The sequence below is a fragment of the Pseudomonas sp. IT-347P genome (genome assembly GCF_949768005.1).
GTDB lineage: Bacteria > Pseudomonadota > Gammaproteobacteria > Pseudomonadales > Pseudomonadaceae > Aquipseudomonas.
The window spans coordinates 70619-81098 of the sequence record NZ_CATKPQ010000005.1 but is presented as its reverse complement, the minus strand read 5'-3'; the positions used below and the strand labels follow the sequence as shown (position 1 = coordinate 81098).

Genomic DNA, 10480 nt, shown 5'->3' with positions numbered 1-10480 from the left:
TCAGCTCGTCGCCGAAAGCAGCGAAAGCGAATACCGCAGCTACGTCTACGAACCCGGCACCTTCCGCCCGCTGGCACTGCTCGACGGCAAAGGCCCACAAAAAGCCTGCCCGTTCTACTACCAGCTCGACCACCTCGGCACCCCGCAGGAACTCACCGACTACAGCGGCGACATCGTCTGGTCGGCGCAATACGACGCCTACGGCAAAGTCGCCGCCCTGGCCCTGGCCGGCGAAGACTACCTGAACCAGCCGCTGCGCTTTCAGGGGCAGTACTTCGATGCGGAGAGTGGGCTGCATTACAACCGCCACCGGTATTACGACCCGCGGTTGGGACGGTATCTGACGCCGGACCCGATCAAGTTGGCGGGTGGATTGAATCAGTACCAGTACGTGCCGAATCCCACGGGGTGGGTGGATCCGTTGGGGTTGAGTTCCAATTGTCCGCCCAAAGGCCAAAAATCGATCAATTGTTCAAAACCTGATGATGTTGAGCTTCCACAGGTTTCTAGACGCGGTGCATTGAGGCAGGCAAAAGTTGACGCAGGAATGCCGAAGGGGCAACAGCCTGACATTCAAATTGATGAGGTAAGTGGCAGGCAGAAGCAGTACACCTATGTCAACATGACGGATAGAAAAGGAAATAACATACTAGACAGCAGTGGAAAGCCGATTATAACCAGAGAATATAGATTCACCCGAGAGGATGGTTTTATATTTATACTCCAAGACCACTCTGCGGGACATAAATATGGAGATATAAATAACCAAGGAGATCAAGGACCTCATATAAATATAAGACCCGCGGATGACACACGCAACGGCAAAGTAAAAAACACGAGAGATCATTATCCATTCAAGGGACGCTAATGAAATACTGGAATGAAATAGAAGGCAGCAAATTCTTCAATATGGTATTCAGCAGGAATATACCAATTGGAGAGATCAAGCTATTTTCTTTAAACATGGACAACAACATCTCAACATTAACGTTGGCATTTGATATTAGAGAAACCCCGGACACTCCACCGAGAAAATGGGAGACCATAGGATACAATGCGTGCCGAATCGGACTAACATGCAGTGAAATTAGGGACTTGACGACATCCAACATTCCAACTCAAAAAAACTTAAATCTATCCATACAAACCATTGGGGACAGATATGTAATTTCCGCTATATCAAGCACTTCGAATGTAACATTTACTACATCATCGTTAAGACTGAGGGAACCTAGCGTATATTTAACAGATTTACCGTTCTGAATTTCATTGAGCGACGAGTATTCTATTGCCATGAGATATCGTAAAACCTCATGCAGACACAGAGACAGTTCACCATTCACTAAATCAGCATAAATCTAGACAGGTTGAAAAATCTAAAGCTGAGATTCATAGACTTCACATTTTTAGCACGAAAAAAAATCACCTCTACTTGGATTCGCTTCACCGGGCCTGTTGAACTCAGGCCCAGAAACTGGATTCAACTCTCAAATCTTCACGAACATCCGATCACTGCTCATCAGCATCCTCCTCGTATTCCAAATCCGCCTCATCCGCATCATTCAACGGCACCGTCGCATCATCCATCAACGACCCCGGATCTTCATTCCCCGGATCATTGATAAACGGCAGTCCGCTCGGGCCTTTCTCTTCCTTGCCTTCGGTTTCGGGAGTCATGGCAAACCTCATCATCTGGTGGCGTGTATAACGTTCGAAAAGCCCTACGGCCAATCGTTCCGGAGTCCGACGAGCAAATACAAAAAACCCGGCAAAAAGCCGGGTTTCCGTTTAACCCACCATCAATGATGGCGGTTTTTATGTTTGTTCTTGTGCTTGTGACCGCCGCCCGAATGAGATCCACCATCGTCACCGAGGTTATTGCCGACCGCACCGCCCGCCGCGCCGCCCAACCCTGCACCAATGGTAGACCCCGTAGAACCGCCGAGGCTGTTGCCGACGACCGAGCCACCCGCCGCGCCGAGACCACCGCCAATGGCGGCTTCGGTCCGATTGCGTTTGTTCGCCCCGACAGCACTGCCGGCCGCGCCGCCAACGCCTGCACCTACTGCCGCGCCAGTACTGCCACCGAGTTGTCCACCGACCACATTGCCGAGCGCGCCGCCCAGGCCGCCACCCACAGCGGCGGTGCCATCACCGGCGGCCATCGCCCCTTGTGCTACCAGCAAACCGAAAAACAGTGCAGATAATGACAAGCGCATATGAACCTCACAGTTCCCGAAGCGGGACAGTCAGCCCAGACAAGGGCCTATGTGAGATTGGAGAGTCGAACGGGGAAAACGTTCAGCCATGAAAAAGCCCGACATCGAGCCGGGCTTTTTTCTGACAAGGGTTCCGTCTTAGTGACGCTTGTGACCTTTGGACAAGTTGCTACCCACGGCGCCACCGGCTGCACCGCCCAGGCCTGCGCCAATGGTCGCACCGGTCTTGCCGCCCAGGCTGTTGCCAATCACCGAACCACCGGCCGCACCAACACCGCCGCCAATCGCCGCTTTAGTGCGGCTACCCTTGCGCGCCGCCATTGCGCTGCCCGCCGCGCCTGCTACGCCGGCGCCAATAGCCGCGCCGGTGCTGCCGCCCATTTTCTGGCCGACGACATTACCCAGTGCGCCACCCAAGCCACCGCCCAGCGCCGCGGTGCCATCACCGGCAGCCATCGCACCTTGAGCAACCAGAAGCCCCAGAACCAGAGCAGGCAGTGTTAAACGCATGACGAAAACCTCAACAATTGGGATGACAAAAAGGGCCGGGATTTAATGCCGTCGTCGCGCAAAAGTCCAGCCGAAATCAAAGGTCTCCGCGCACTCGGCGCCGATTGGACAGCGATTCTGCAAAAGGTTTTATGACAGGCAAAAAAAAGCCCGCTGGGGAGACGGGCTGGAGACTTGCTTTCTAACGGATGGCTTCACCCTACTGCGGCAGACGTGAAAAGTTTGTGAAAGGAAATTGATTTGCTGTCATCGCCTGCAAGAAATTTCTTCGCACGCACAGCCATAAAAAAACCCCGCTCAAAAACGGGGTTACTCAGAGAACGATTATTTTCTGGATCGCGCGGTAACCCTGGGCAGGAATTTCGCCTTCGGCCCTTTAGGTGCTGCGGATTTGATTTTGCCGATCTGCACCGGATCTTCGCCAAAGCCTGCCTGATACTCGGACTGACCGCACCGTACGCAGTTATTGAAGGAAAATTCAGCGCCATCGTCTTCGATATAAGGACCCGTCATACCTTCGCCCCTTCGCATCGGATCGACACCGGCGAAAAACTTTTTCGCCTGAAAAAATATCGACCTCCATGGCTTTTGAGACTAGCTGGTCACTCTTGGACTTGTTGTTCAGATTGCCGGAGGCCCGACGAATGGCCTACAAAAATAAACAAAATGAACAGACATCCGCTTCGCCAACCAAGCTAATCTGGGCACCTCAGTCTTATGGCGAAGGAATCGCAGACATGTTCAGGAAAGCCAGCGCGCTACTACTTTCAGCGCTGATGATCAGCGGCTGCGGGACCACTCGCAGTGTTTTTCAAGAAGACACCGTCGCAGGCAATGACCTGAAACAGCGCCAGACGTACTGTGATTCGATTTCCCGGGTCTACAGCGGCGTCGGATACGACTTCTGCGTATTGCACGCGCCAGAACTACCGATGAAAGCTTTCGGAACCGGCCGTCCCGCCGCACCGCTGGTATTACTCGACCTCGCGGTCTCCGGCGTCACGGATACCTTGGTATTGCCTTACACCGCCTATCAGCAGGTTAAACACGGCAATATCGAAATCTATCAGGCGCAAACTTCGGATCAATGATCAGCGCAACTTGACGGCGGTACCGGTCGCAAACACCACCACCATCCCGCCCTTCCCCGCCGGCATGCTGATCTCAAAATCCACCCCGACCACCGCATCTGCCTGCAAAGCACGTGCGCGCTCCTTGATCTCTTCCGTTGCCTGAATACGAGCCTCCTTCAATGCTCGCTCCAGCGTTTGCGAGCGTCCGCCGAAAAAGTCGCGCATACCAGCAAACATATCGCGGATCACATTGACGCCCTGCACCGACTCGGCACTGACGATGTCCAGGTATGCCGTGATCTGCCGGCCTTCGATGGTGTGAGTAGTGGAAATGATCATGGCAGTCATCCCTATACAAGTGAGTAAATCCGCGATTGTAATCGCTCAACACGACCTAGACGCCGCTGCGATAAAAATGCAGACGCCAGAAACCACAAAACCCCTGACTTCTTTCGAAATCAGGGGTTTTGTGTACTGAATGTGGCGGTGAAGGAGAGATTCGAACTCTCGATACAGTTTCCTGTATACACACTTTCCAGGCGTGCTCCTTAAGCCACTCGGACACTTCACCGTATCTCGGCAAACATGTTCTGTCTGTCGAGGCGCGCTAATGTAGTCGAAAGCTTTTCCGATGGCAAACTTTTTTTCAGAATTTTCATGCGCTTAAGAGAAAAAGTCATTTCGCCCAAAGGCAGGCCATGGCAAACCAGCCAATCTTCGGTGGATCAGGCCCTTCTATATAGAAGCAGAACGCCTCGCCACGCTGGGTGAGCCCGGAAACGGTGACTGGCGGGTCAGTCACGGCGCTTTACCTGGCCTGCGACGGTGGGTAACGTCTGCCCATCTTTCTTACAAGGAATAGCGTCATGAGTGAGTTGATTTCCTACCACCTCGAAGACGGTATCGCGACCCTGACCTTGAGCAACGGCAAGGTCAATGCCATTTCTCCGGACGTGATTGCGGCATTCAACGCGGCGCTGGATCAAGCGGTGACAGATCGTGCCATCGTGATCATTACCGGCCAGCCCGGGATTCTCTCTGGCGGCTACGACCTGAAGGTCATGACCGCCGGCCCTAAAGAAGCCGTGTCGCTGGTAACCGCTGGCTCGACGTTGGCCCGTCGTCTGCTCTCCCACCCGTTCCCGATCATCGTCGCTTGCACGGGCCATGCTGTGGCCAAGGGTGCTTTCATTCTGTTGTCTGCTGACTACCGCATCGGTGTCGAGGGCCCGTTCAGCATCGGTCTGAACGAAGTGCAGATCGGCATGACCATGCACCACGCCGGTATCGAACTGGCGCGTGATCGTCTGCGTCGCTCGGCATTTCACCGCTCAGTGATCAACGGAGAGATGTTTGATCCGCAAGGCGCGGTGGATGCCGGCTTCCTCGACAAGGTGGTTGCCGCCGAGGAGCTGCAAGGTGCCGCCCTCGCCGCGGCGCGGCAGTTGAAGAAGATCAACATGCTTGCGCACAAGAACACCAAGTTGAAAGTACGCAAAGCGCTGTTGGAGGCCCTGGATAACGCGATCATCCAGGACCAGGAGCATTTGGGTTAACCACGATTGATCCCCTATAGAAAGGCCCGACCGTCGTGTCGGGCTTTTTCTTGCACGCTCGGTTTAAACGTCTGTAACAGCTCTAGGACAGGTCTGACGCTCCGTTCGGAAACATGCGCTTAAACATCGGCTATCTCCGCACTCTATAGCGGCAATTGCCGAAAACAGTGCACATCCGTACACTGCGCCACCTTTTGTCCCGGTGGGGCCTGATAATGCTGTTCGTGTTTCGTATGTTATTGATGGGCCTGCACTTTATTCTGGCTGGCGTGCTCGGTGTGATTCTCGGGGTCTGCCGCCCGTTCAATCCGGACAACAGCCGCCTGTGCGCCCGTCTCTACGCGCTGCCGGCGATGTGTATTTTGCGTTTACGGGTGAAGTCCGATGTCAGCGGATTGATAAACAAACCTGACAGCTGCGTGATCATCGCCAACCATCAGTCCAACTATGATCTGTTCGTGTTTGGCAACGTAGTGCCGCGCCGTACCGTATGCATCGGCAAGAAGAGCCTGAAGTGGGTACCGCTGTTCGGACAATTGTTCTGGCTGGCCGGCAATGTGTTGATTGACCGTGGCAATGCGCACAAGGCGCGCCAATCGATGCTTACCACCACAAATACCCTGCAGAACGAAGACACTTCGATCTGGGTATTCCCGGAAGGCACGCGCAACCTCGGTGAAGAATTGCTGCCCTTCAAGAAAGGTGCGTTCCAGATGGCGATTGCCGCCGGTGTGCCGATCGTTCCGGTGTGTGTCAGCAGTTACATCAAACACATGCGCCTGAATCGCTGGCGCAGCGGGAAAATCCTCATACGCTCGTTGCCGGCCATTCCCACAGCCGGATTGACCATGGACGACATGCCCATGCTCATCAATCAATGCCGCGAGCAGATGCGCGAGTGCATCGAGTCGATGGATCGTCAGCTGCAAGCCGCCTGAAAAGAAACCCGCCGTGTGCGGGTTTTCTTTTGCCCACTGAACTGTACAGATTTCACTGACTCTCAAGCAGCGACACGGCTAAGCTGAAGCCTTGTATTCTCTGCCACCTGCCAAGAAGAAGTGAATCACCACCATGGGTCGAGTTGTTGCTGCTGCGGTGTACAGCGAAGGCAAGAAAGTCACCAATATTTCCCTTGATGAAGGTGCTGCCTGGGCCGCAAAAACCGGCCACTTTGTCTGGATCGGTCTGGAAGAGCCGGACGCCCAGGAACTGTCCAACCTGCAGCGTCAGTTCAATCTGCATGAACTGGCCATTGAAGATGCCCTGGAAAAACACAGTCGCCCGAAGCTCGAAACCTTTGGCGACGCTTTGTTTATCGTCACCTACTCGCCCATTCGCGAGAACGGCGTTCTGCAATTTATCGAGACGCACATCTTTGCGGGCAAGGGCTACATCATCACCGCGCGAAACGGCCACTCGGCGTCCTACGCCCATGTTCGTCAACGCTGTGAGGCGCGTCCGCTGTTGCTGGAGCACGGCGAAGATTTCGTACTGTATGCGCTGCTCGATTTTGTCATCGAAAACTATCAACCGGTGGGCGAAGCGATCCATGCCGAGATCGATGAGCTGGAGCGCAACGTGTTGTGCAGTGCGTTGAATGAGCGTGACATTCAGAGGCTGCATGGTTTGCGCCGCGATGTCGTACGTCTGCGTCGCTACGCAGCACCAATGGTGGAGATTGGAGAGGAACTACAGAAGCTGAGTTTCCCGTTTATCGACAAGAACATGCGCCCGTACTTCCGCGATGTGCAGATACACGTCACGCGGCAGATGGAAGACCTGTCCACACTGGCCGACATTGCCAGTCAGACCATAGAAATCGGTGTATTGCTGGAAGCGTCACGGCAGAGCGTGGTGCAGCGCAAGTTTGCTGCCTGGGCGGCGATTCTGGCGTTTCCCACAGCGGTGGCGGGGATTTACGGGATGAACTTCCAGAACATGCCGGAGTTGAGCTGGCACTATGGCTATTTCGGTGTGCTGGGGTTTATTACGGTGGGGTGTGTGGGTTTGTGGGCGAGTTTCAAGAAATCCGGGTGGTTGTAGAGCAAGCCGAGTTGTCTGGAACATTCGCGAGCAGGCTCGCTCCCACATTGATCGGTGGTGCACCGAAATTCTAATGTGGGCGCGAGCCTGCCCGCGAAGCTTTTGCCCTAGGCCGTTTCTGGCTTATGCGCCACAAAGCGCATCATCCATTCCGCAACCGTAGCGCCATGGTGCTCCTGCTCCAGGCTCGCCACGCCCTTGTTGTAGATCTGCGAACCCAACGCTTCCTGACGCAGATCCAGCAGCGCTCGCGAATAATCGTGGATGAACTCCGGATGCCCCTGGAAGCACAGCACCTGATCATTGATGTGATACGCCGCAAACGGGCAGAAATCGCTGGAAGCAATGACCGTGGCATTTTCCGGCAGCGCAGTGACTTGATCCTGGTGACTGATCAATAACGTCAGCTCTTCACGAACCGGACTCATCCACGGTGCCTTGGCCGCCAGTTTGTAATGGTGGGTGCCGACACCCCAGCCCTGCGTCGCACGCTCGCTCTTGCCACCGAGCAGTAGCGCCAGCAGTTGATGGCCGAAGCAAACGCCAAGCAGTTTGTCGCCACGCTGGTAACGGCTCAGCAGGTATTCCTTGAGGGTTTGAATCCACGGATCAGTGCCGAACGAATCGGCCTTGCTGCCGGTGACCAGGTACGCGTCAAAGGTCAGGTCGTCGCTTGGGTAGTTGCCCTGCATCACGTTGTAGACGGTGAACTCGGCGGCGATCGGTTGCTGCGAGAACAGGCGCTGAAACATCTGTCCGTAACCCTGATATTGATCGACCAGTTCCGGACGCAGGATGTCGGTTTCCAGAATGCAGATGCGTAGCGACATAAAAAATACCTGACACGTGATGGGAATAATGAACACCCCAGAGCCTGCCTTGAAACACCCAGGCAAGGCAAGCCCCGGAATGCGCCTGCCCTTAGAACATTTCACCTTTCGCCGCTTTATCCAGCAGCAAAGCTGGGGGAGCGAAACGCTCGCCGTATTGCTCGGCCAGATATTGCGCGCGTGCGACGAAATCTTTCACCCCGTATTGGTTGATGAACTGCAATGCTCCGCCAGTCCAGGGCGCGAAACCGATACCGAAGATCGAGCCGACGTTGGCATCCGCCGTCGAGGTCAGCACGCCCTCCTCCACACAACGGACGGTTTCAATGGCTTGCACGAATAGCAGCCGATCACGCACGTCTTTGGGCGAAATCTGCCCGTCAGCCTTCTCGAAACGCGCCTTCAATTCGGGCCACAGATGTTTCTGCCCACCCACCGGGTAATCGTAAAAGCCGCCACCCGCCGCTTTGCCCGGGCGCTTGTATTCGTTGAGCAGCAAGTCAATCACGTCGAACGCCGGGTGCTCAATCAGCGGTTTCCCTTCTGCCCGTAGGTCCATGGCGGTTTGCTGGCGGATATGGCTCATCAGGCTGAGGGAAACTTCGTCAGAGATCGCCAGAGGCCCGACCGGCATCCCCGCCTTGCGCGCTTCGGTCTCGATCATCGGCGCACTCACGCCTTCGCCGAGCATGGCGATGCCTTCGTTGGTGAAGGTGCCGAACACCCGCGAAGTAAAGAAGCCGCGACTGTCGTTGACCACAATCGGGGTTTTCTTGATTTGCAGAACGAAATCGAAACCGCGTGCGAGGGTTTCGTCGCTGGTCTGCGCACCTTTGATGATTTCCACCAACGGCATTTTTTCCACCGGACTGAAGAAATGCAGGCCGATGAATTTGCTTTGATCCGGCACCGCAGTCGCCAGACCGCTGATCGGCAACGTCGACGTGTTGGAGGCGATGACGGCTTCGGCGCCAACAACCCGCTGGGCCGCGGAAGAAACTTTGGCCTTGAGGTCACGGTCCTCAAACACCGCTTCGATGATCAGATCACAACCCGCCAGATCGGCATCCTCTTCAGTGGCGTGAATCCGCGCCAGCACAGCCTCACGCTTGGCAGCATCCAGCTGCCCACGGGCGACTTTTTTGTCCAGCAACGCTGCCGAGTGAGCCTTGCCCTTCTCGGCGGCCGCAAGATTGATGTCTTTGAGCACCACCTCAATACCGGCCGAAGCACTGACGAAGGCAATCCCGGCGCCCATCATTCCCGCGCCGAGTACACCGACCTTCTGCGTTTTATAAGGCGCAAAACCCTGCGGCCGCGAACCGCCGGCGTTGATCTCATTGAGTTGAAACCAGAACGTGCCAATCAGGTTTTTCGAGATCTGCCCGGTGGTCAGTTCGGTGAAGTAACGGGTTTCGATCAAGTGCGCGGTGTCGAAATCGACCTGTGCTCCTTCGACTGCCGCACAGAGAATCTTCTCCGGCGCCGGCAGAGTGCCTTGAGTCTTGCTGCGTAGAATCGATGGGGCAATCGCCAGCATCTGCGCCACTTTCGGATTCGACGGTGTGCCGCCAGGAATCTGATAGCCCTTCACATCCCAACGCTGCACTGCGGTCGGATTGGCAGCGATCCAGGCGCGCGCCTTGGCCAGCAATTCATCACGATCCGCCGCCAGCTCATCAATCAAACCGGCCTGCAACGCCTGTTGCGGACGCACTTTCTTGCCTTCAAGCAGATACGGCAACGCTTTCTCGATCCCGAGCATGCGCACCATGCGCACCACCCCGCCGCCGCCCGGCAACAGACCGAGGGTCACTTCCGGCAGACCGAGTTGCACGGACGCATCGTCCAGTGCCACCCGATGGTGGCAGGCGAGACAGATTTCCCAACCACCGCCGAGTGCCGCGCCGTTGATCGCCGCCACCACCGGTTTGCCGAGGGTTTCCAGGGTGCGCAATTGCGCTTTGAGGGTCAGCACCATGTCGTAGAAGGCTTTGGCTTCAGGCTTGCCGACCTTGATCAGTTCGTTGAGGTCGCCGCCGGCAAAGAAGGTTTTTTTCGCCGAAGTAATGATGACACCGGCGATCGTGTCTTTTTCAGTCACCAGTCGGGCAACGCAGGCGGCCATGGCTTCGCGGTACACGGCGTTCATGGTGTTGGCGCTCTGGCCTGGCATGTCGATGGTCAGCACGACGATAGCGTCCTGACCTTTTTCGTAACGAATGGCTTCGCTCATAACAAGGTTCCTT

14 protein-coding genes and 1 tRNA gene are annotated in these 10480 nt (G+C 55.5%); 6 read left to right on the top strand and 9 right to left on the bottom strand.

Annotated features, from left to right (window positions below):
- Both ACM6IV_RS03140 and ACM6IV_RS03135 read left to right on the top strand, forming a co-directional pair.
- On the top strand, nt 1–868 hold an 868-nt coding region (locus tag ACM6IV_RS03140), incomplete at its 5' end, for an RHS repeat-associated core domain-containing protein (protein WP_414868683.1).
- A complete protein-coding gene (locus tag ACM6IV_RS03135; protein WP_414868682.1) occupies nt 868–1263 on the top strand; it encodes an Imm50 family immunity protein in 396 nt (131 codons plus the stop codon). The genes ACM6IV_RS03140 and ACM6IV_RS03135, both read left to right, overlap by 1 nt.
- 246 nt (nt 1264–1509) lie before the next feature.
- On the opposite strand, the gene ACM6IV_RS03130 is transcribed toward ACM6IV_RS03135, so the two are convergent.
- The 4 genes from ACM6IV_RS03130 to ACM6IV_RS03115 form a co-directional block, all read right to left on the bottom strand.
- Nucleotides 1510–1677, bottom strand: coding sequence for a hypothetical protein (locus ACM6IV_RS03130; protein WP_414868681.1), 168 nt, complete (start codon nt 1675–1677; stop codon nt 1510–1512).
- Between the two features lie 122 nt (nt 1678–1799).
- Nucleotides 1800–2219, bottom strand: a complete 420-nt coding sequence (locus ACM6IV_RS03125; protein WP_007914081.1) for a YMGG-like glycine zipper-containing protein — start codon at nt 2217–2219, stop codon at nt 1800–1802.
- A 138-nt stretch (nt 2220–2357) separates the two neighbouring features.
- A complete protein-coding gene (locus ACM6IV_RS03120) occupies nt 2358–2729 on the bottom strand; it encodes a hypothetical protein (protein ID WP_038366883.1) in 372 nt (123 codons plus the stop codon).
- Between the two features lie 324 nt (nt 2730–3053).
- The gene (locus ACM6IV_RS03115; protein ID WP_414868680.1) at nt 3054–3242 is read right to left on the bottom strand and encodes a hypothetical protein; all 189 of its coding nucleotides are present in this window, start codon (nt 3240–3242) and stop codon (nt 3054–3056) included.
- A 131-nt stretch (nt 3243–3373) separates the two neighbouring features.
- Here ACM6IV_RS03115 and ACM6IV_RS03110 point away from each other — a divergent pair, with 131 nt between their 5' ends.
- Entirely contained in the window at nt 3374–3820 is a 447-nt protein-coding gene (locus tag ACM6IV_RS03110; protein ID WP_414868679.1) for a YceK/YidQ family lipoprotein, read from the top strand.
- Here ACM6IV_RS03110 and ACM6IV_RS03105 read toward each other — a convergent pair whose 3' ends face one another.
- The 3 genes from ACM6IV_RS03105 to ACM6IV_RS03095 all read right to left on the bottom strand — a co-directional run bounded on the left by ACM6IV_RS03105 (nt 3821) and on the right by ACM6IV_RS03095 (nt 4604).
- Nucleotides 3821–4141: a YbjQ family protein gene (locus ACM6IV_RS03105; protein ID WP_414868678.1), complete on the bottom strand. Its 321-nt coding sequence runs from the start codon at nt 4139–4141 to the stop codon at nt 3821–3823.
- A gap of 142 nt (nt 4142–4283) precedes the next feature.
- Nucleotides 4284–4373 (bottom strand) — tRNA-Ser (locus ACM6IV_RS03100).
- Between the two features lie 105 nt (nt 4374–4478).
- The gene (locus ACM6IV_RS03095) at nt 4479–4604 is read right to left on the bottom strand and encodes a hypothetical protein (protein WP_414868677.1); all 126 of its coding nucleotides are present in this window, start codon (nt 4602–4604) and stop codon (nt 4479–4481) included.
- A gap of 64 nt (nt 4605–4668) precedes the next feature.
- Here ACM6IV_RS03095 and ACM6IV_RS03090 point away from each other — a divergent pair, with 64 nt between their 5' ends.
- From ACM6IV_RS03090 to ACM6IV_RS03080, 3 genes are all read left to right on the top strand, one after another.
- Complete coding sequence (locus tag ACM6IV_RS03090) at nt 4669–5358, top strand: crotonase/enoyl-CoA hydratase family protein (protein WP_414868676.1); 690 nt, start codon at nt 4669–4671, stop codon at nt 5356–5358.
- A gap of 215 nt (nt 5359–5573) precedes the next feature.
- Entirely contained in the window at nt 5574–6296 is a 723-nt protein-coding gene (locus tag ACM6IV_RS03085) for a lysophospholipid acyltransferase family protein (RefSeq protein WP_414868675.1), read from the top strand.
- 133 nt (nt 6297–6429) lie between these two features.
- Nucleotides 6430–7401 carry a magnesium and cobalt transport protein CorA gene (locus ACM6IV_RS03080; protein WP_414868674.1) on the top strand — a complete coding sequence of 324 codons (972 nt, stop codon included), beginning with the start codon at nt 6430–6432 and terminating at the stop codon, nt 7399–7401.
- Between the two features lie 107 nt (nt 7402–7508).
- On the opposite strand, the gene ACM6IV_RS03075 is transcribed toward ACM6IV_RS03080, so the two are convergent.
- Nucleotides 7509–8231, bottom strand: coding sequence for an amidotransferase (locus tag ACM6IV_RS03075; RefSeq protein WP_414868673.1), 723 nt, complete (start codon nt 8229–8231; stop codon nt 7509–7511).
- A gap of 91 nt (nt 8232–8322) precedes the next feature.
- Nucleotides 8323–10467, bottom strand: coding sequence for a 3-hydroxyacyl-CoA dehydrogenase NAD-binding domain-containing protein (locus ACM6IV_RS03070; RefSeq protein ID WP_414868672.1), 2145 nt, complete (start codon nt 10465–10467; stop codon nt 8323–8325).
- Nucleotides 10468–10480 lie beyond the last annotated feature (13 nt).

Excerpts from the sequence above, each read along its gene's own strand:
- ACM6IV_RS03135 (WP_414868682.1), top strand. The coding sequence starts at position 868 with ATGAAATACTGGAATGAAATAGAAGGCAGCAAATTCTTCAATATGGTA.
- ACM6IV_RS03130 (WP_414868681.1), bottom strand. The coding sequence starts at position 1,677 with ATGACTCCCGAAACCGAAGGCAAGGAAGAGAAAGGCCCGAGCGGACTG.
- ACM6IV_RS03125 (WP_007914081.1), bottom strand. The coding sequence starts at position 2,219 with ATGCGCTTGTCATTATCTGCACTGTTTTTCGGTTTGCTGGTAGCACAA.
- ACM6IV_RS03120 (WP_038366883.1), bottom strand. The coding sequence starts at position 2,729 with ATGCGTTTAACACTGCCTGCTCTGGTTCTGGGGCTTCTGGTTGCTCAA.
- ACM6IV_RS03115 (WP_414868680.1), bottom strand. The coding sequence starts at position 3,242 with ATGACGGGTCCTTATATCGAAGACGATGGCGCTGAATTTTCCTTCAAT.
- ACM6IV_RS03110 (WP_414868679.1), top strand. The coding sequence starts at position 3,374 with ATGGCCTACAAAAATAAACAAAATGAACAGACATCCGCTTCGCCAACC.
- ACM6IV_RS03105 (WP_414868678.1), bottom strand. The coding sequence starts at position 4,141 with ATGATCATTTCCACTACTCACACCATCGAAGGCCGGCAGATCACGGCA.
- ACM6IV_RS03090 (WP_414868676.1), top strand. The coding sequence starts at position 4,669 with ATGAGTGAGTTGATTTCCTACCACCTCGAAGACGGTATCGCGACCCTG.
- ACM6IV_RS03085 (WP_414868675.1), top strand. The coding sequence starts at position 5,574 with ATGCTGTTCGTGTTTCGTATGTTATTGATGGGCCTGCACTTTATTCTG.
- ACM6IV_RS03080 (WP_414868674.1), top strand. The coding sequence starts at position 6,430 with ATGGGTCGAGTTGTTGCTGCTGCGGTGTACAGCGAAGGCAAGAAAGTC.
- ACM6IV_RS03075 (WP_414868673.1), bottom strand. The coding sequence starts at position 8,231 with ATGTCGCTACGCATCTGCATTCTGGAAACCGACATCCTGCGTCCGGAA.
- ACM6IV_RS03070 (WP_414868672.1), bottom strand. The coding sequence starts at position 10,467 with ATGAGCGAAGCCATTCGTTACGAAAAAGGTCAGGACGCTATCGTCGTG.